The following is a 19,072-nucleotide window of genomic DNA, read 5'->3' as shown; positions in this document are numbered from 1 at the left end:
ATGCAAGATTTGGAAATTAAAAGCACTAACATACAGGGATGTTACATACTTGAACCGGTAATTTGCAGGGATGCCAGGGGAGTCTTTATGGAGACCTTTCACAAAAAAAAGCTCGAAACCCTGTTGGGGGGGCCACTGGAGTTTGTACAAGACAATCAATCGGTTTCCAATAGAAATGTATTAAGGGGATTGCATTTTCAGAAAGGAGAACATGCTCAGGCAAAATTGGGTAGAGTGGTCAGGGGAAGGGCTTTGGATGTGGTGGTCGACCTGAGGGAAAAAAGTAAAAGTTTCAGGGAGGTCTTTACCATTGAACTTTCCGAGTACAATAATCTGCAGTTGTTCATTCCCAGAGGGTTAGCACATGGATTTCTTGCACTTGAAGACCAAACGGTATTTTCTTATAAATGCGATGCCTATTACTACCCTGGATCAGAATCAGGCATCATCTATAACGATCCGGAACTGGCCATAGATTGGGGTATTCCCGATTCTGAACTCATCATTTCTGAAAAAGACAGAAGGTTACAGTATTTAAAAGAGCTTTTCCCATGAAGCGTATATTGGTAACAGGATCTAAGGGACAATTGGGAATGACCTTGAAGGAGTTGGCGCCAAAGTATTCGGATTTGGAATTCCATTTTACGGATCGGGAGACTTTAGACATTACAAATCTTGAGGAAGTACATAAAGTTTTTAAGGAGATTGAGCCGGAATACTGTATCAATTGTGCGGCATATACCCAGGTCGATCAGGCCGAAAAGACGCCTGAACCTGCTTACGATGTCAATGTAAAAGGCGTTAAACATCTCGTTCAGGCCTGTCAGCAAACTCGAACCATACTTATACATATCTCTACGGATTACGTGTTTGATGGTACCAAAGCAGAAGGTTATTTCCCTTGGGATAAACCGAACCCTATCAATGTATATGGCAAGACTAAATTGGAAGGAGAAAAAGTAATCCAGGAAACTTTGGAAAAGTATTTTATCGTCCGGACCTCCTGGTTGTATTCAAAAAAGTACGGGCATAATTTTTATAAAACGATCCTAGAAAAGGCCAAGGCTGGAGAGTCCATAACGGTGACCGATCAACAGCGCGGATGCCCAACGGATACTGAAAATTTAGTGAGATATCTTCTGGAGCTAATTCAATCAGATAGCACCGATTACGGAATAAAGCATTTTACAGATGGTGAGGCGATGACCTGGTATGAATTTGCCGTAAAAATCCTGATCGATGAAGGCTTCAATGATCAAAAGAAACTTCGGAAGGGAAAGAATTATCGTACTTTTGCTCGTAGACCAAGGGTCAGCAAATTAAATTAGCAATAACCATACTTCCTAATTTCTTAGATGAAGAAAAGAAACCTCATCGTTTTTGGAACCCGACCAGAAGCTATTAAAATGGCACCGCTGGTAAAAGCTTTCCAAAATAATATACAAGAATTTGACACAAGAGTTTGCGTAACAGCACAACACAGGGAAATGTTGGATCAAGTACTTTCATTTTTCGAAATAATACCCGATTATGACTTGGATCTGATGCAACCGGATCAGAACCTGTACTCCTTAACGTCAAATATTATAACATCTTTGAAACCGATTTTAGAGGATTTCAAACCGGATTTCGTTTATGTACATGGGGATACAACCACGACAATGGCAACGTCAATAGCTGCGTTTTACGCGGGTGCAAAGGTTTGTCATGTGGAAGCCGGATTGAGAACATTTGATAAGCATTCTCCTTTTCCTGAAGAAATGAACCGTAGAATAACGGGTGCTGTTGGCGATTATCATTTCGCACCCACCCAAACCTCAAAAGATAATCTTGTACTGGAGAACACGAGTGAAAGCCAAATACTGGTAACTGGCAATACGGTAATTGATGCCTTGAAATATAGCTCTTCTAAAGTCAACAGAAGTGATTTTAAGAATGAGGAAATTACTGGTTTAATGGAATCCATTGACCAAGCGAAAAAAATAATTCTTGTCACGGGGCACAGGAGAGAGAATCATGGCGAGGGCTTCATAAACATCTGTCATGCATTGAAAAAGATTGCACAGGCAAATAAAGATGTTGAGATTGTTTATCCTGTTCATCTAAATCCTAATGTACAGAAACCAGTCTATGATATTTTAGACAATATTCCCAACATTAAACTTATTGCCCCTCTATCGTATCCCGCTTTTGTGTGGTTGATGACTAAATCCTATCTGATCATCACAGATAGCGGAGGCGTCCAGGAAGAAGCACCTAGTTTAGGCAAACCTGTTCTTGTTATGCGCGACACTACGGAAAGACCAGAGGCCGTTGAAGCAGGCACCGTAATATTAGTGGGCACAGATGTTTCTAAAATCACAAGCGAAACTGAGCGTTTGCTCAGAGATTTTAATCACTATAATGAAATGAGTGCTAAGCACAATCCTTATGGAGATGGAACGGCCTGTGATAGAATAGTAAAGTTTATGGATAATCTGGTATAATATGCTTAAAATAGACGTAGTCATGATGGGTTTGGGATATATAGGTCTTCCCACAGCAGCCCTAATCGCCAAAAACGGAAGTAAGGTCCATGGTGTAGATGTCAATCAACAAGTTGTGGACACCATTAATAAAGGCCAAATCCATATTGTTGAACCAAGTTTAAAGGAGGAGGTTTCCATCGCAGTAAGTAAAGGCTTGCTAAGCGCTTCCACCCAACCAGTTCAAGCTGATGCGTATTTGATTGTAGTACCGACCCCGTTCAAAGGAAAAAATGAACCGGACATTTCATTTGTGGAAGCGGCAACAAAAGCCATTGTTCCTCTGCTAAAAGAAGGAGACCTATACATTATAGAATCTACGTCTCCCATAGGAACAACGGACAAAATGCAAAAACTAATTTTTTCGCAGAGGCCAGAACTGATAGGGAAACTGCATATTGCCTACTGTCCGGAGAGAGTATTACCTGGGAATGTTATGTTTGAATTAGTTCATAATGACAGGGTGATAGGTGGAGTTGACCAGAAATCCACAGAAAAGGCGGTTGAGTTCTACCGTAAATATGTCAAAGGTGAATTGCATAAGACCAACGCCAGAACGGCTGAGATGTGCAAGTTGGTTGAAAACTCATCGAGGGATGTTCAAATTGCTTTTGCCAATGAGTTGTCACTCATTTGTGACAAGGCAGATATTAATGTTTGGGAATTGATAGCTTTGGCCAACAAGCATCCAAGGGTAAATATTTTAAATCCTGGATGCGGAGTAGGGGGTCACTGTATTGCGGTTGATCCTTATTTTATAGTATCGGACTACCCCATGGAATCCAAAATAATCGGAACGGCCAGGGAAATAAATAATTACAAATCATTTTGGTGCGCCGAAAAGATCCAGAATGCAAAATTAGAGTTTGAACTTGAACATGGACGCAAACCTAGGATTGCACTCATGGGATTGGCATTTAAACCAGACATTGATGATCTCAGAGAATCTCCGGCCAAGTATATTGTACAGAAAGTTCTTCAAAATGCGAACGATGAAGAGTATTACATTGTTGAACCCAACATTAAGGTTCACAAAGTATTTAAATTGACAGATCACAAAAAGGCCTTTAAAAATGCTGACATTTTGGCTTTTCTGGTAGCACATAAAGAATTCAAAAATCAGGAAATACCTGAGCATGTGAAGGTCCTGGATTTCTGTGGGGTGTTGAATTAGTATTCAGGACAATGGTTGGCTTCATAGAAGCAAACCAATAAGAGTAGTCTTTTTACAAATCTCGTCTATAATACATCAGAATGAACAAGTATGTATGCAGGAGTTGCAATGTCTTTTGTTTGGTATTTCTACCTTTGGTCATATTCAGTCAAAAAAGTAAGAATTCATTACCCAAATTTCCTTTTGTAAATTCAAATATTGAACAGTTTAAAGATGTGCCTAGGGACAGCAACGGGATTCCCATGTTGGCGTATAACGATAAGACATTTCATTACCCTATTCAATACACCCAAATAGCCCTACACTATTATGCAAATTATTTAGAGACGGGAAATGAAATTGTCAAAAGAGACTTTTTAAGACAGGCAAAATTTATTCAGGATGCAATTACCCATTATAAAGACTTTTCAGTTTGGGAATGCAGTGAAGAAATTACGGGATACGAGTTGCCAATTCCTTGGGCCTCAGCCATGTCGCAAGGGTATGGTATAGGTATCATGCTTGAAGCATATAATCTAACTGGGGAAGAAAAGTATCTCGAAACTGCAAAAAAAGCTATAAATGCTTACAATTATCAAATATCCGAAAAAGGTATAAAGAGTTATTGGGATGGTTATGACTTCTATGAAGAATACGCTGATGAAAAATCTAAAGTTCTTAATGGATTTATTTATTCGTTAGCAGGATTATACTATTTCCATAAAGTATTAAACACCAAAGAATCAAAAGACCTTTTTGATAAAGGTATTGAAACTTTAAAAATAAAAATAAATGAGTATGATGCAGAGTTTACTTCATATTACAGCAAATTACAAAAAGGGGGATATCAATACGCCTCTGCAAAAAACGAAGACCCTGATCATTATCATGAATTAGTGATATACCAATTATTAACCTTATACGTCTGGACTCAAGAGGGAATATTTATGGAGTACGCCCATAAATTTCTGAAGTATGATACCGGAGAAGTTACGGATTATTATAACGAGGATAAATTCAGTGAAATTACTGCTTCATATGCAATTGATCCTTTGAATTATGGCACAGGCCATTTAAATGATGAGTTGTGGAGCTGGGGGAAGTATTGGAGCACAAATAAATTTCCAACAGATCTCCGCATTCTTTTTCCAAAAGAAGAAAAAAATATTTCTCAAATTGTATTTTATTCCACTTCAGAAAATACGCTGCCTCAAAATTTTGCAATTTATACTTGCAAAACTAACGGAGATTGTGAGTTGATACTGGATAGCGAGGAGGTCAAAAACTCTTATTTAAAGACCTACAAAACAGGAAAATACGAAACATTTATTCAAGGATACTACATCGAAGGGAAACCTAAGGGATCTGAGGTCGTGATTAAATTCTTAAGTGGAAACAATGACATGGTCGCGTTAAGGGAAATAAATGTCATTTTTGACAGAAGAGACATTCTCATGGACCTTTTAAAGCTCGTAGAAATCAGAGAGAAACTCAATTAGATTATGACGCACTGGTCGAACTAATGTCAAAATCCTTTCTTAAAGATATTGTTCTAAACAACCTTTCTCAGGGACTTCAATTTGGATCGAGATGGATATTTAACCTTGCCCTTATTGCGCTGCTGGATATTGAATCCTATGCACTATTTTCTTTTATTTATTCATTGTCAAACATTTTGCTTTCCGTTTTACCTTTTGGCAGTTCAACGTATTTGATAGCCAATGGAAAAGCTGATAAATTAGGAACAAAAGAACTAATTCATTCGATTGTAATTACAACAGCAATAATGTTCTTATTGTTAATATCTTACTTTGTGCTTACTCCTTTTTTCAATGTCTTGAATGGATGGGATTATGCTATCTATGGTATTATTTTAAGTTATTTCCTGTCTCTCAATCTGCTGTCTTTCTCCTATTTTAAAGGGCTTGGACAATTCACACAAGAATTGAAGGCGTACTCAATATTTGCAGCCGGTATTTTGATGTTTACGGGATACTTTTATTTCATGTCCAAAGATTTAGCGGATATTCGAATTATCTTCTTGGTGTTAATAGGATTGAATGCCACCATTATCGCATATACGTATCTGTTTTCGGAATTAAGAGAAAGAATGAGTATTTCAATAGAGTTAAGGCAGATTAGTATTAAACAGATTTTGCATGGTCTCAATAAGAGAAAGTATTTTGGTTTTCAAGATATTGTGACTGCTATTTATACTCAAGCAGGCTTACTAATTCTCTTTTATATAATCGATGAAAAAACGTATGGGTATTACAGGGCTCTTTTTGTTATTGTAGCCCCCTTATTTATGATTACTGTCGCGATCTCGCAGGTAATTTTAAATCGCCTTGCTAATTCGAATAAAGCAAATATTCTAAACCTTTTTAGAAATATTCAGAGATATACAATTCTATTAGGGATTGCAATCTGTATTATGCTATTGTTAATGAAGAGAGTTGTCCTCTCATTTATTAATTTAGATATTACTTATGTATCAAATCTCTCCTTTATTATCATTGTCGCGATTACTTTAATGCGCTTTATTTTTTCTAATTATGAAATGTTGTTAGTCGTATATGATATGCAAAAACAACGTTTTGTCATAATGGCGATTGCCGCCTTTATTGGCATCTCAGCCATTTTTGTGCTTTTACCAAGATTCGGATTAGTGGGTGCGGTTACCACAAATGCAATATCTTATTTTATAGTACTCCTTGGTCTTGTTATGATTTCTGAACAGAAAATTAGATCACTCAAGAAATGAAAGTCGCCATTATCACATCCAGGTACCCCAGTAAGGACAACCCTTACAACCATATGTTTGTTCATATGAGAGCTAAAGAGATGCTGAGAATTGGGATTTCAACAATCGTTTATGTTCCCTCTATTAGTCGCCACTATTACGAACACGAGGAAATTCCAATACATAAAATAGGATATTCAGAAATAATAAAGGAAATCTCAAAATATGATCTTCTTTATCTTCACCTCCTAAACATTTACCCATTTAGTAAAGCGAATGGTTGGCCAATTTATAAGCATATCCTAAGAACAAAGATTCCATTTGCCATCTACGTGCATGGGAATGAGGTCCAAAAATACTCTTCCAGATTTTATGAATTCAATTTCAGAATAAGCGAAGTTTTAAAGTGGATAAAAAAGGATCTTTTTGTAATTCCGAAAATGAGAAGATTTATAAGGGCGACCAAAGACATCGAAAATAGTGCATATATTTTTCCTTCGAAGTGGATGAGGAATAATACTGAGGAAAATTTAAACCTAAAAATTGATAAGTTTTTTATTATTCCAAACGGTATTGATACAGCGTTATTTAAATATCGATCACTCGAGGAAAAGAGATTTAAAATACTTACCATAAGATCTCTATCTCAGAAAGTATATAATATTGAACAGACTATTGACACAATTAATTTGTTGCCCGAAAAATACAGTTTGGTTATTTATGGTAAAGGGAAATATAAAAGGAGTTATGATCGAAGAATTAAAGCCTTAGGACTTCAACATAGAATAAAAATAATCGAGCAATTTCTTAGTAGAATAGAAATGCTAGAGGTATTTGATCAATTTGGGGTATTCATTTCAACCACACGGATAGATTCACAAGGAATAACCATGATGGAAGCTATGTCTCGAGGCTTATTAGTCGCTACAACAAAGAACTCATCTAAAGGTGAGTTTATAGAAAATATGAAGAGCGGGATTTTGGGTATTGATGAAAAGGAATTATTTGAGGGGATAATTGAGGTGACTAGTGATTTGGAAAAGTACAGAAAAATAACCCTGAATGGTAGCAATCAGATAGAACAGATAGAACTAAAAAAGACGATGAAAAAAGAAATTGAGGTCTTGTCGTCTTTATTATCAAATGGAGATGTTTAAATTACGACATCTAGACTCTTTAATTGTCACAATTCTATTTGCATCACTGCCGGTAGATATGATTAATGGAATACTGTTGAAAAGTAACAACGTGTTACCAGTATCTATTGGTCAAATATTTAAGACTCTAGTACTGATCCTAATCTTTGTAAGATTTCTATTTTCTGTTAAGTACCTGATAATTAGCATATTTCTATTCTTTCTGCTTTTAATTCCCTCCTTTTATCAACTGGTAATCAACTCTGAAAACTCTTCTTTTTTATTTGATATCGTTAAAGTATCAAGATATCTTCTTCCCCTTTTTAGCTTACTTTTTTTTATACCCATCATTCGTCGTAAGGACCAGAGTATAATAAGAATGCTTTTTAATCTTGTTAAATTCTCATATATCATTTTGGTAGGCAATATTCTATTAAAGCTCTTTGGCTTGGGTTATCCCATGTATGAAGAAGGGAATATTGGAAGCAAAGGTTATTTCTTTGCTGGAAATGAGATTTCTGTTTTACTGATCATACTAGCCTCCATAATCGCTTTTGATTTGTGGTTAAGAAAAAGAAGGGGCTTGTATATCCTTTTTCTAATCTTAAATATAATGGTCGGAGTTATGGTAAGCTCCAAGACTGGGTTGATAGGCATTGGATTGATTTTTCTGTTGATTCCAATAAAAAAACCCACCCGGAAATTTGGCCTTAAAAAGTTAAAAGGAGTCATTATTACATCAATTATCGCTCTGCCTTTAGGCCTACTTGTTACGTGGCGGATTATAAAAAACTCGCCAATATTCGATCGATTCAGTTTCTTTTGGGACAAACTTGATTTCTGGACATTTGTGTTGTCGAGCCGAAATAAATTTTTTGGAAGAGCATATGAAAACTATAAAGAAAACTATAATTTGATCGAAAAGTTTATTGGAGTAGGACAGTCTAAATATGAGGCACTGAATCAAGGGAAGATAGTTGAAATGGACGTGGCAGATATCTTTTTTGCCTATGGTATCTTTGGATTAATTTTATTTCTGTTTTTGACGTATGTTTTGTGGATTCAATTGTTAAGACTTAGAAGATATAGCGCCTTTTACTTCGCCAATTTTGTCTTTCTTATGGTACTTGTTTTACTATCAATATCTACCATGGCGGGTCATGTATTTAGTTCAGGTATGGCAGGAATATTTATCGGATTACTCATCAGTTTAATGTACCTTAAGCTAGATGACAAAACTTCAAAATAGTCTTTATAGCTCAGCATTTATATTTGGACTGGTATTGCCTTTTAGCACGAAGGCGGGAAATATTAGTCTACTTTTATTTTGTGTTGTCATTTTAATACAACTTTTTCTGCGAAAAAGAGTTTTCGAGTCCAGAAACATAGGCTTGTTGAAATATTCTACTGTTTTGTTGTTTATCCCCACTTTGACGACCTTTATTTTTGCAGAGGAGATATTTCACAATCTAAATATAACTGGCAAAAGAATCACCTATTTAGCGATTCCATTCTTTTTCTTATTTCTAAGAACTAATGAGGTTCTTTTATTAAGAAAGAAGGCATTATTGGGGCTCATATATGGGGCCATATTTTCGTCTCTTTTGCTTATATCCATCAATTTCTTTGAATATTATCAGCAAAAACCTCTATGGACAATAGATAAAGATCTTTTTAATTATTACTACACGAATAAAAACTATACTGAAATTATCGACATCCATCCCACCTACTATGGAATGTACTTGCTGTTAGCATTAGTTGGACTATTGCATGACCCGGGTTCCTGGTATAAAATTTTTAGAGGAGCTTCTATAGGTATTATTACGCTTTCAATTTTCTTCGTTGGCTCTAGAATTATCTTGGCTCTTTTTGTTCTCACAATACTATTTTACATCTTAAGGAATCTTAAGAAATATTTTAAGCAAGACAGAAGAGCTTTTGTAGCCTTTGCCTTAATGTTTACAATATTTAGCGTTGGGTTTTTTTCATTTTTCAAGAATACCTACCTCTATCAAAGACTCACTACAGAATCAATCTGGGAGTTGTCCTATGAAGTTGGAACTAATTATAATTCATCAGGCAAAGGGGATTCTAGATTGGCACGGTGGGCAATAGCGGTTGAGCAGATTTCTAAGTCCCCATTAATCGGATATGGGGCGGGAAATGAGTCAACAATTTTGGCGGCTGAATATCGAAAAAGTGGAATGACCTCCGCTGCAAAGTATGAATACAATGCACATAATCAATATTTAGGATTTGCCCTGGAGGCAGGCCTTTTAGCATTGATACTACTATTTCATGTGCTTGGTACCAATATATATTTTGGAGTCCGAAATCATGATCATATTGGTATTTTATTTTTTGTATTCATCGCTTTTGTCTGTCTTTTTGAGAATTATTTAATCAGAAACGCAGCAATTATCTTCGTTTCATTTTTTGGAACTGTATTTCTATTTAGTAATCGAATCACGACTTATCAAAAGAGAAGTAGTTGATTTATCGGAAGTTTTCGGATTAATTTAGATTTAATTCATTATGGAGATAAAGACTCATGTATTAAATAAAAAAAAAATATACGCATTTACTTCTAAGAAGGAATTCTTGAGTTTTATTAGAAATAAACATAAGATTCTAATTGCCCTGAACGCAGAGAAACTCAACAAAAGTGACCCTAAGCTTGATAAAATCATTAATGAAAATATTGGATATCCTGATGGAATAGGTGCGGTGTGGGCTTTAAAAAGAAAAGGAATAAGAGCTGTTAAAATTGCGGGTGCTGAATTCTGGCTAGACATTATAAAGCAATTTAAAGATTCAAAATCCTTTTATTTAATAGGATCTTCACAAGAGGTTATTGATCAAACTGTTCAGAAACTTAGATCAGAGTTTTCGGAATTATGTTTAAAGGGTTATCGAAATGGATATCTGTTAGAAGGAGATATAGAAAAGATAGAATCAGAATTGAAACTTCATAAGCCAGACATCGTATTCATAGCCATGGGAAGCCCAAAACAGGAGTTTCTAATGGAAAGATTAATGAAATACCATTCTGCCTTATATATGGGCCTAGGAGGAAGTTTTGATGTCTATTCAGGTAAGAAGAAAAGAGCGCCAAAAGGATATCAAAAATTTGGGCTAGAGTGGTTGTATAGATTATTGAACGAGCCGACAAGGTTTGGCAGGCAGCGAAGTTTAATTAAGTTCTTTTTTAGAATTATATTTGATAGACTATAATTCTGTAAAAATTGTATTTTCTCGAAACGGCAGTTGCCCTCTTTATTGGAGCATTCCTATTAACGTATCTGACAATTCCAAAGATTATTGGAGTTGTTGAATACAGGCGGCTTATGGATGATCCAAATCAGAGAAGCTCTCATACTCAGAAAACACCTACATTAGGGGGGATTGCTTTTTTCTACACCTTAATTTTTGCTCTTTTTTTTATTCATGGGCGGGATACTTTCGATGAGGCCATTTATCTTATTCCAGGTCTTACTATTCTATTTATCGTCGGATTAAAAGATGATTTAGTAGTGCTCTCGCCGGGATCAAAATTGATAGCTCAGTTTATAGCTGTGTCTTTTGTTCTTATAAATGATAGTTTCACAATACACTCCCTAAATGGCTTTCTAAATATCAATGAGATCCCCTATTACTTGTATTTTGCAATAGGGACATTTATGATGTTGACCATCATAAATTCTTATAATCTTATCGATGGAATAGACGGACTGGCTTCCGTAGTTGGGATAGTCATCATGATTATTTACACGACTATTTTTTATCTTACCAAAGAGTACTTTTTTGCTTTGATCAGCATTACTATGAATGCATGTCTCATGGCATTTTTTGGTTTTAATATTTCTTCTAACAGAAAAATATTTATGGGCGATACAGGCTCATTGTTAGTAGGTTTTATTATAAGCATCTTAACAATAAAATTTCTTTCTTTAAAACCCTATGTATATTCCGAACTCCCTTTTCTATTAGAAAATGCTCCGCTTATTGCAATAGCCATCCTAATTGTTCCCCTTTTCGACACTGCACGGGTTTTTACGATTCGTATAGCTAATAAACGAGGACCTTTTTCACCGGATCGAAATCATGTACATCATGTTCTTATTGATTTCTGGGGGCTAAGTCATAAACAGGCGAGTTTTCTAATAGGTTGCTTTAACTTGCTATTTGTTTTATTGTTCGTAGTTCTGGGGAGTACAGCGAAAAATCTTTCAATGATGCTTCTTCTAGTTGGGTCCGTTATAATCCTGGCTTATATTTTTTTCAAGTACAATTACAATTTTACTACTCTTAAGCAAAAGATCATGCTGAAGAGAAAAATTAAAGGAATGTCTAAAAAGATCAAAAAAAAAGGGTCTGATAACGATAGTTAATGGCTAACTCGGCACTAAAAAAAGTACTAATCACCGGCGCAGCGGGATTCCTGGGATCCCATCTCTGCGACCGGTTTATCGCTGAAGGATACCACGTGATAGGGATGGATAACCTGATTACAGGAGACCTGAAGAACATCGAACATCTATTTCCTCTGGAACACTTCGAATTCTACCACCACGATGTTACCAAATTTGTTCATATTCCTGGGAAACTGGACTATATCCTTCATTTTGCATCCCCGGCAAGCCCCATTGATTACCTCAAGATCCCTATTGAGACCCTGAAAGTGGGGTCTATGGGCACTTTGAATTGCCTGGGCCTGGCCAAGGAAAAGAATGCAACTATTTTAGTGGCCTCCACTTCTGAGGTATATGGTGATCCCCTGGTGCATCCGCAAAATGAAGATTACTATGGTAACGTTTCCCCGGTTGGGCCTAGAGGAGTATACGACGAGGCCAAGCGCTTTATGGAATCCATCACCATGGCCTATCACCGTTTTCACGGGCTGGATACCCGGATCGCCCGGATCTTTAATACTTATGGATCCAGGATGCGATTGAACGACGGAAGGGTAGTACCGGCTTTTATGGGCCAGGCGCTCAGAGGAGAAAACCTTACCGTATTTGGGGATGGGACACAGACGCGCTCTTTCTGCTATATCGACGATCAGGTCGAAGGGATCTACCGTCTCCTGATGAGCGATTACTCCGATCCTATCAACATCGGTAACCCCGATGAGACCACTATCAATGAATTTGCCAGGGAGATCCTGGAGCTCACAGGCAAGGACCAGAAGATCGTCTACAAACCCTTGCCCAAGGATGATCCATTACAAAGACAACCGGACATCACCCGGGCCAAAGAGATCCTTGGCTGGGAACCCAAGGTTGAACGAAAGGAAGGGCTAAAAAAGGTCTATGAATATTTCCGATCTCTTTCACCAGAGGAATTAAGACAGAAAGAACACCGGGATTTCTCAGGTATATCCTGATACTTTCTCTGCCATAACTTATTTTTGCTCAAAGCAACATAAAAATGAACATCCTCCTCCTGGGATCCGGAGGTCGGGAACACACCCTGGCCTGGAAACTCAAGCAAAGTAAAAGATTGGAAAAGCTCTTCGTAGCACCCGGGAACGCCGGCACTGAAGGAGTTGCAACCAATCTTCCCATAGATCCGAACGATTTTGTGGCTGTTAAGGCTGCTGCGATCGAACATAAGATCGACATGGTGGTGGTTGGACCGGAAGACCCCCTTGTTCGCGGGATAGCAGATTATTTCCGTCAGAACCCTGATTTAGACCACATTCCTGTCATCGGGCCGGAAAAAAAAGCCGCAGCCCTGGAAGGCAGCAAGGATTTCGCCAAGCAATTTATGATGCGTCATGGTATACCAACCGCGGCATACCGAAGCTTTACTGCTGAAACCCTGCAAGAAGGATTTAATTTCCTCGGCACCCTGAACCCCCCCTATGTGCTGAAGGCGGATGGTCTGGCCGCTGGGAAGGGGGTTGTGATCCTGGATAATCTGGACGAGGCAAGGGCCGAACTGAGCCGTATGCTGCTCGATTCCAAGTTCGGGGAGGCCAGTACCACTGTGGTGATCGAAGAATTTCTCAGCGGCATTGAATTGAGCTGCTTTGTCCTCACAGACGGAGATCATTTTAAGATCCTTCCCACCGCCAAAGACTACAAGCGTATAGGGGAAGGGGATACCGGGCTTAACACTGGGGGCATGGGGGCCATTTCCCCCGTTCCCTTTGCAGATGGACCCTTTATGGAAAAGGTTAAGGAAAGGATCATCCTTCCTACTGTCATTGGGCTAAAAAAAGACCAATTACCTTATAAAGGCTTTATATTCATAGGATTGATCAAGGTAGGTGAGGATCCTTATGTGATCGAATACAATGTCCGGCTCGGGGATCCTGAAACCGAGGTGGTTCTCCCAAGGATACAAAACGACCTGGTTGAGGTTTTCGAAGCCGTAGCAAAAGGAGAATTAGATCGCATCCACCTGGAGATCGACAGGCGCTGCGCCGTGACCGTAATGGCCGTCTCCGGAGGGTATCCAGGTTCATATGCTAAAGGCAAGGAGATCATAGGCCTGGAAGACGTCAGGGATTCTGTGGTGTTCCACGCAGGGACGCGAAATGAAAAGGGTACGCTGGTGACCAAAGGAGGGCGAGTCCTCGCAGTCACTTCCTATGGGGAAGACTTCCGAAAAGCACTGAAGGATTCGTACCGCAATATGGAAAAGATCCGTTTTGACGGGATGTATTACCGCAAAGATCTGGGGTTCGATCTATAAGTAGGAATGGGAGGTGATGGTCTTATCCTCTTCCTGATTGTCATTGAATTTCTTCAATTGTAACAGCCAGTATACCATGGCAACCAGCCCTATAGCCATAAATAACCAGTTGACGGTATTGGAGGTCCACCAGTTCTGCATGAACCTGAAAAAATCGTAAGGCCAGAACAGGTGGTTGACGAATAAATCTTCTATGCCGTAAAAAAATGAGCTCATCTTGGTTATATTTACGAGGACAAAAATATAAAATCCGGGGATGATTTCAGGCATTTTTGGCAAAACAAAACCTATAAACTACGTAATTCTCCTCGGCCTGCTCTCTCTCCTTTACGGAATTGTCTTTTTTTCGACGGAAGGAAGATCCTCTGATCCGTCGGATTGGGTTTACCAGATTTTTATCCTTCTTCTGTTCTTGTTTTCGGTCCTGGTGATCGATTTTGTGGTAAACAGAAACCAGATTTCGAACACCAATGCCTATGTGGCCCTCTTTTTTGTCATTTTAGTTTTTCTATTTCCTGCCTCTGTAAGAGACACCAATGCCATTGGGTGTAATTTCTTCCTCGTCCTGGCATGCAGAAGGCTCATCAGCATGCGCACCCTCAAGAATATAAAACTCAAGATCCTCGATGCCACCCTATGGGTGCTGGCCTCCAGTATCTTCTTTGGATGGGCTGCTATTTTCCTCTTCCTGGTCTATATCGCCATCTATATATACGAACCTAAGAATCTAAAGAACTGGTTTGTCCCAATCGCCGGCGCCATCGCTTTTTTATTGATCTGGAAAGCTATACTCATCCTCAGTAATACCGAAGGGTTTTTTTCTAAGCACTACAACTTCCGTATTGGGGAATGGGACCTTCTGTTACGCGACTGGACAAGAAATACAAAGCTGATCATTTTCGTACTGGTGATTTCGATTACGGCGATGGCAGTATTCCTGAAATCCGGCAAACTGGGTCTGGGCAGGATCATTAATCTGAGGGTTGTCTCTATTTACTTCCTTTTGAGCATCATCGTTGTCTTGTTGTCCCTGACATCAGATAAATTTCCCGTACTGATCACATTCTTCCCTGCTGCCGTTTTCCTGGGGAAATATATAGAGATGATCAAGCGGGAAAACATTCGGGAAATGGTGCTGGCGGGCGCTATACTTAGTGCATTTTTCATTTTTACCCTCGAGCTACTTTCTAAATAAAGGATACCTTTGCAAAAAAGCACGCCTATGTTCAGTAAAGAGGCTTTCAGGATATTTGAGGAAAGTATTGTTAAATACCACGTGAAGGACCGGGTGGATCAGGAATTCATCAACCCGTATACCGCAGGCGAGATCGCTCACCTCCTCTACCGAAAAAATTGGATAGACACGGTTCAGTGGCATTATGAGGACCTGATAAGGGATCCGGATATTGAACCAGGAGCTGCCCTGGTACTCAAACGCAAGATCGATGCTAGCAACCAGGAAAGGACGGATCTGGTGGAGTACATAGACAGCTATTTCCTCCAGAAGTATGCGAAGGTCGAAGTAAAGGAGGATGCCACGATCAACACGGAATCCCCTGCCTGGGCTATAGATCGCCTTTCTATCCTCGCCCTAAAGATCTATCACATGAAAGAGGAAACGCAAAGAAAAGATGCGAAGGAGGAACATTTGCAGGCGTGCAGACAGAAACTCGCTGTTCTCCTCGAACAGAAAAAAGATTTGTCTACAGCAATAGACCAACTTTTAGCGGATATCGAGGCCGGAAGGAAATACATGAAGGTATATAAACAGATGAAGATGTACAACGATGACGAGCTAAACCCTGTTCTACGTGGACAAAAACAAGGGTGATACCCTTCTGGTGATCAGACTATCAGCCATGGGCGATGTCGCTATGACCGTACCTGTCTTGCTGTCTCTGCTGCGCCTGAATCCCCAACTCAAACTTCGGATCCTGACAAGGCCTTTTTTTACACCCATCTTTAAGGATATACCTAATATAGAGGTGATTGCGGCCGACCTAAAGAATAAGCACAGAGGAATCCCCGGAATTTACAGGCTTGCTAAAACGCTTAAAAAAGACTCCATTTCCGGAATTGCCGACCTGCACAATGTGTTACGAACAAAGATCTTGCGGCTTTTCTTTTTCGGGACCGGCCTTCCTTTTATTCAGCTCAACAAGGGAAGGAAGGAAAAAAGGAACCTGACCCGCTGGAAGGAGAAGGATATATCCCCTCTAAAGTCGACCCACGAACGATATGCCGACGTTTTCCGCAAGATGGGATATTCCGTTGAATTAAAACCGGTAGACACACTGGCAAGGCGCAGTGCTTCGAAAGCGGCTGAAGAGTACGCGTTCAAAGAAAGTAAAAAACTGATCGGTATAGCACCTTTCGCGGCATTTCAAGGTAAGATGTATCCTCTAGACCTCATGGAACAGGTCCTGGAATATTTAAATAATACCAATAAGTATAAAATATTGCTTTTCGGCGGTGGCTCTGAAGAGATCGCTCATTTAGAGGAGTTTGAGTCGCATTTCGAGCATTGTTCTTCTCCTGCAGGCCGTCTTTCCTTTGAGCAGGAACTCGAACTGATCTCCCATTTAGACCTCATGGTATCCATGGACAGTGGAAATGGTCATCTGGCTGCCATGTTCGGGATTCCTACCCTGACCTTATGGGGTATCACACATCCTTATGCAGGGTTTACTCCTTATGGGCAACCTATGGAGAACAGTATCATGGCAGACAGAGGTAAATATCCCATGATTCCAACTTCTGTGTATGGGAACAAGTATCCAAAGGGTTATGAACAAGTCATGCAAACCATCGAGCCTGAAATTGTTATTAATCGGATCACAGCCTTAATGGGCGAGTAGGTCTACACCAGCCTGGTTACTGCAAGGGATTTCAGGTACTGTCTTGTCTGCTGCATAAAATGGTAGGACAAGTTTTTATTGTTACCCTCCACCATCAGCATACGTATCCCCATATAAGAAGAGATGAGATAGGCTGCAACCCCTTCACTGTCTAAATGCCTTGGCACGAAACCGTCCGTTTTACCCTTTTGCAGTGTAGTAACCAGGTTCACTTCCCAAACTTTATAAATGTCCCTTAAATATTTTGAGATTTCGTCATTTCTGCCGTTGAACTCGTTGATGAAATTCCCCAGAACAAAACCGTAATCGAATTCGTTGTGTTCGGCGGTCGACAAGGCATTCTCAAAACAATGCTCTATGGCTACTAAGGGATCTGATTCACCCTCAATGGGTTCGATGAGCATACTGTAAACCTTCCTGACTATCAGGTTTTGAATGATACTAATAAAAAAATCCTCTTTGGATTGGAAGTGATAATAGAAAGCCCCTTTAGACAGGGAGAGTTCTTTCAAGATGTCATCAATACTGGTGTTATAAAATCCTTTTTTGTAAAATAATTCCAGGCCTTTTGCCTGCATCCGGTGCATGGTAGCCATGCGTTTGAGATTCTTGTCCATAAGATTTGGGTTTAGGGGTAAAAAGACCTTGTGGTCTGTTACAAAGAACCCCCGAACCTCATTTTTACTTAGGAGTATAGGGTGAAGCCCCCTAAAAAATCGATAAGAAGTCAAAAAACGGATGAAATACCCGAATTTGGCAATAGCTGACCGACCACTTGGTCGGTTTTTTTTCTCGATGAAGGGTAAAAAGGAGCTTTAAAGACCCCATGAGGACATATCATCCTGAATAAAGGATGGCCTTATGCGACCACTCCCTGACAACTACTGCCAGCACCAGCCGTACAACCATAACAGTGCTGGGAAATAACGATCTTGCGATCATTGAGGAGATCCTCATTGTAGTCGCGTATGTGTTTGACCTTGCTGGCCACCTTAAGATCTAGCATCTGGTTAAAATCGCAATCATACAGCCATCCATCCCAGCTTACCGATATGGTATTGGTGCACATCACATTCTGTACCGCTGCCGGATTATACGCCTCCACCAGTGAATACATGTAATCCTCGTAATTTTCTGAGGCGATCAGATAATCGAGGAAACGGGATATAGGCAAATTAGTGATGGCAAAAAGGTTGTGGAAATAAATGTTAAAGTCCTCCCGCAGGGCTTTCTTAAAATCCCTTTCCAAAGCTGCCTGGTCTGCAGGCAGGTAAGCTCCTGATGGGTTGTAGACCAGATCGAGCCTCAGTGGACTGTCCGGCATGCCGTACCCTACTGCGTTCAGTTCCTGCAAGGCAGAAATGGATTTGTCAAAAACCCCATTCCCCCTTTGCTTGTCGGTTTTACCCCTTGTATAATGGGGCATGGAAGACACGACGTGTATATTGTATTTTTTAAAGAACTCAGGCAGGTCGTGATATTTCTTATTGGCCTTGATGATGGTCAGGTTGGATCTTACAATAAAATCCTGAATGCCCGCTTTGGCGGCTTCTTCCACAAACCAGCGAAAATCGGGATTCATTTCGGGAGCTCCGCCGGTGAGGTCAAGGGTATGTGCCCCCGTATTCCTGATCACTTCCAGACATAAGCCCATGGTTTCCCGGGTCATGATCTCCTTTCGGTCCGGTCCAGCATCCACATGACAATGCTCACAGACCTGGTTGCACATGTATCCTACATTTATCTGAAGGATCTCGAGCCGTTTGGGTTTGAGGGGAAACTGCCCCGTCTCTGCGATCTTGTCCTTGAAATAAGGCAAAAGTCCTTCATCAAAAATTCCTCCGTTCAGAATTTCCAGTTGCCTGTGATTATCCGCCAGGGCTTTATGCCTGGCTTTTAATGATTTCGTAGCCATTCATCTGATTTCATGACAGGAAGAGGCCAATTTATGG

Annotated in this window: 19 protein-coding genes; 16 read left to right on the top strand and 3 right to left on the bottom strand. The window is 39.6% G+C overall.

Annotation, left to right across the window (positions count from 1 at the left end):
- From rfbC to purD, 13 genes are all read left to right on the top strand, one after another.
- Nucleotides 1-555 carry a dTDP-4-dehydrorhamnose 3,5-epimerase gene (gene rfbC / locus GWK09_RS05250; protein WP_346770607.1) on the top strand — a complete coding sequence of 185 codons (555 nt, stop codon included), beginning with the start codon at nt 1-3 and terminating at the stop codon, nt 553-555.
- The gene (gene rfbD, locus GWK09_RS05245) at nt 552-1,328 is read left to right on the top strand and encodes a dTDP-4-dehydrorhamnose reductase (protein ID WP_163691939.1); all 777 of its coding nucleotides are present in this window, start codon (nt 552-554) and stop codon (nt 1,326-1,328) included. Before rfbC ends, rfbD begins: the two co-directional genes overlap by 4 nt.
- A 27-nt stretch (nt 1,329-1,355) precedes the next feature.
- Nucleotides 1,356-2,486, top strand: a complete 1,131-nt coding sequence (wecB, locus tag GWK09_RS05240; protein WP_163691938.1) for a non-hydrolyzing UDP-N-acetylglucosamine 2-epimerase — start codon at nt 1,356-1,358, stop codon at nt 2,484-2,486.
- 1 nt (nt 2,487) lies between these two features.
- Nucleotides 2,488-3,699, top strand: coding sequence for a UDP-N-acetyl-D-mannosamine dehydrogenase (gene wecC / locus GWK09_RS05235; protein WP_163691937.1), 1,212 nt, complete (start codon nt 2,488-2,490; stop codon nt 3,697-3,699).
- 80 nt (nt 3,700-3,779) lie between these two features.
- Nucleotides 3,780-5,177, top strand: a complete 1,398-nt coding sequence (locus tag GWK09_RS05230; RefSeq protein ID WP_163691936.1) for a D-glucuronyl C5-epimerase family protein — start codon at nt 3,780-3,782, stop codon at nt 5,175-5,177.
- Nucleotides 5,178-5,200: 23 nt separating this feature from the next.
- A complete protein-coding gene (locus GWK09_RS05225; protein WP_163691935.1) occupies nt 5,201-6,442 on the top strand; it encodes a lipopolysaccharide biosynthesis protein in 1,242 nt (413 codons plus the stop codon).
- Between the two features lie 65 nt (nt 6,443-6,507).
- On the top strand, nt 6,508-7,578 hold the full coding sequence (locus GWK09_RS05220) for a glycosyltransferase family 4 protein (protein WP_346770608.1): 1,071 nt from the start codon (nt 6,508-6,510) through the stop codon (nt 7,576-7,578).
- A complete protein-coding gene (locus GWK09_RS05215) occupies nt 7,565-8,806 on the top strand; it encodes an O-antigen ligase family protein (RefSeq protein ID WP_317174497.1) in 1,242 nt (413 codons plus the stop codon). The genes GWK09_RS05220 and GWK09_RS05215 overlap by 14 nt, the downstream gene beginning before the upstream one ends.
- A 145-nt stretch (nt 8,807-8,951) precedes the next feature.
- Nucleotides 8,952-10,055: an O-antigen ligase family protein gene (locus tag GWK09_RS05210; protein WP_163691932.1), complete on the top strand. Its 1,104-nt coding sequence runs from the start codon at nt 8,952-8,954 to the stop codon at nt 10,053-10,055.
- 40 nt (nt 10,056-10,095) lie between these two features.
- The gene (locus GWK09_RS05205; protein WP_163691931.1) at nt 10,096-10,794 is read left to right on the top strand and encodes a WecB/TagA/CpsF family glycosyltransferase; all 699 of its coding nucleotides are present in this window, start codon (nt 10,096-10,098) and stop codon (nt 10,792-10,794) included.
- 11 nt (nt 10,795-10,805) lie between these two features.
- Nucleotides 10,806-11,951, top strand: a complete 1,146-nt coding sequence (locus tag GWK09_RS05200; protein ID WP_163691930.1) for a glycosyltransferase family 4 protein — start codon at nt 10,806-10,808, stop codon at nt 11,949-11,951.
- Nucleotides 11,951-12,946: a UDP-glucuronic acid decarboxylase family protein gene (locus GWK09_RS05195; RefSeq protein WP_163691929.1), complete on the top strand. Its 996-nt coding sequence runs from the start codon at nt 11,951-11,953 to the stop codon at nt 12,944-12,946. The genes GWK09_RS05200 and GWK09_RS05195 overlap by 1 nt, the downstream gene beginning before the upstream one ends.
- A gap of 44 nt (nt 12,947-12,990) precedes the next feature.
- Complete coding sequence (gene purD / locus GWK09_RS05190) at nt 12,991-14,262, top strand: phosphoribosylamine--glycine ligase (protein WP_163691928.1); 1,272 nt, start codon at nt 12,991-12,993, stop codon at nt 14,260-14,262.
- Here purD and GWK09_RS05185 read toward each other — a convergent pair.
- Nucleotides 14,257-14,478: a DUF6341 family protein gene (locus tag GWK09_RS05185; protein ID WP_163691927.1), complete on the bottom strand. Its 222-nt coding sequence runs from the start codon at nt 14,476-14,478 to the stop codon at nt 14,257-14,259. The genes purD and GWK09_RS05185 overlap by 6 nt on opposite strands.
- Before the next feature lie 40 nt (nt 14,479-14,518).
- On the opposite strand from GWK09_RS05185, the gene GWK09_RS05180 reads away from it, so the two are divergent.
- The 3 genes from GWK09_RS05180 to GWK09_RS05170 are packed head-to-tail and all read left to right on the top strand — an operon-like array spanning nt 14,519 to nt 17,120.
- Nucleotides 14,519-15,457 (top strand): DUF6427 family protein, encoded by a 939-nt coding sequence (locus GWK09_RS05180; protein ID WP_163691926.1) that lies wholly within the window; start codon nt 14,519-14,521, stop codon nt 15,455-15,457.
- Nucleotides 15,458-15,484: 27 nt separating this feature from the next.
- Complete coding sequence (locus GWK09_RS05175) at nt 15,485-16,093, top strand: DUF4254 domain-containing protein (protein ID WP_163691925.1); 609 nt, start codon at nt 15,485-15,487, stop codon at nt 16,091-16,093.
- Nucleotides 16,074-17,120 carry a glycosyltransferase family 9 protein gene (locus GWK09_RS05170; protein WP_283401218.1) on the top strand — a complete coding sequence of 349 codons (1,047 nt, stop codon included), beginning with the start codon at nt 16,074-16,076 and terminating at the stop codon, nt 17,118-17,120. The genes GWK09_RS05175 and GWK09_RS05170 overlap by 20 nt, the downstream gene beginning before the upstream one ends.
- A gap of 2 nt (nt 17,121-17,122) precedes the next feature.
- Here the strand turns inward: GWK09_RS05170 and GWK09_RS05165 are convergent, their stop codons facing one another.
- Nucleotides 17,123-17,737: a TetR/AcrR family transcriptional regulator gene (locus tag GWK09_RS05165; protein WP_163691924.1), complete on the bottom strand. Its 615-nt coding sequence runs from the start codon at nt 17,735-17,737 to the stop codon at nt 17,123-17,125.
- 242 nt (nt 17,738-17,979) lie between these two features.
- Nucleotides 17,980-19,035 carry an arsenosugar biosynthesis radical SAM (seleno)protein ArsS gene (arsS, locus tag GWK09_RS05160; RefSeq protein ID WP_163691923.1) on the bottom strand — a complete coding sequence of 352 codons (1,056 nt, stop codon included), beginning with the start codon at nt 19,033-19,035 and terminating at the stop codon, nt 17,980-17,982.
- Nucleotides 19,036-19,072 lie beyond the last annotated feature (37 nt).

Source organism: Muriicola jejuensis (assembly GCF_010671595.1).
GTDB lineage: Bacteria > Bacteroidota > Bacteroidia > Flavobacteriales > Flavobacteriaceae > Muriicola > Muriicola jejuensis.
Note: the sequence above shows the minus strand (reverse complement) of the source record. Positions and strands in the feature narration are given on the sequence as shown.

Bases quoted from the DNA above. Each gene is read 5' to 3' on its own strand.
- GWK09_RS05195 (WP_163691929.1), top strand. From the start codon at position 11,951: ATGGCTAACTCGGCACTAAAAAAAGTACTAATCACCGGCGCAGCGGGA.
- GWK09_RS05225 (WP_163691935.1), top strand. From the start codon at position 5,201: ATGTCAAAATCCTTTCTTAAAGATATTGTTCTAAACAACCTTTCTCAG.
- GWK09_RS05180 (WP_163691926.1), top strand. From the start codon at position 14,519: ATGATTTCAGGCATTTTTGGCAAAACAAAACCTATAAACTACGTAATT.
- GWK09_RS05220 (WP_346770608.1), top strand. From the start codon at position 6,508: ATGAGAGCTAAAGAGATGCTGAGAATTGGGATTTCAACAATCGTTTAT.
- purD (WP_163691928.1), top strand. From the start codon at position 12,991: ATGAACATCCTCCTCCTGGGATCCGGAGGTCGGGAACACACCCTGGCC.
- GWK09_RS05205 (WP_163691931.1), top strand. From the start codon at position 10,096: ATGGAGATAAAGACTCATGTATTAAATAAAAAAAAAATATACGCATTT.
- rfbC (WP_346770607.1), top strand. From the start codon at position 1: ATGCAAGATTTGGAAATTAAAAGCACTAACATACAGGGATGTTACATA.
- rfbD (WP_163691939.1), top strand. From the start codon at position 552: ATGAAGCGTATATTGGTAACAGGATCTAAGGGACAATTGGGAATGACC.
- GWK09_RS05230 (WP_163691936.1), top strand. From the start codon at position 3,780: ATGAACAAGTATGTATGCAGGAGTTGCAATGTCTTTTGTTTGGTATTT.
- GWK09_RS05175 (WP_163691925.1), top strand. From the start codon at position 15,485: ATGTTCAGTAAAGAGGCTTTCAGGATATTTGAGGAAAGTATTGTTAAA.
- wecB (WP_163691938.1), top strand. From the start codon at position 1,356: ATGAAGAAAAGAAACCTCATCGTTTTTGGAACCCGACCAGAAGCTATT.
- GWK09_RS05185 (WP_163691927.1), bottom strand. From the start codon at position 14,478: ATGAGCTCATTTTTTTACGGCATAGAAGATTTATTCGTCAACCACCTG.
- GWK09_RS05215 (WP_317174497.1), top strand. From the start codon at position 7,565: ATGGAGATGTTTAAATTACGACATCTAGACTCTTTAATTGTCACAATT.
- arsS (WP_163691923.1), bottom strand. From the start codon at position 19,035: ATGGCTACGAAATCATTAAAAGCCAGGCATAAAGCCCTGGCGGATAAT.
- wecC (WP_163691937.1), top strand. From the start codon at position 2,488: ATGCTTAAAATAGACGTAGTCATGATGGGTTTGGGATATATAGGTCTT.
- GWK09_RS05165 (WP_163691924.1), bottom strand. From the start codon at position 17,737: ATGGACAAGAATCTCAAACGCATGGCTACCATGCACCGGATGCAGGCA.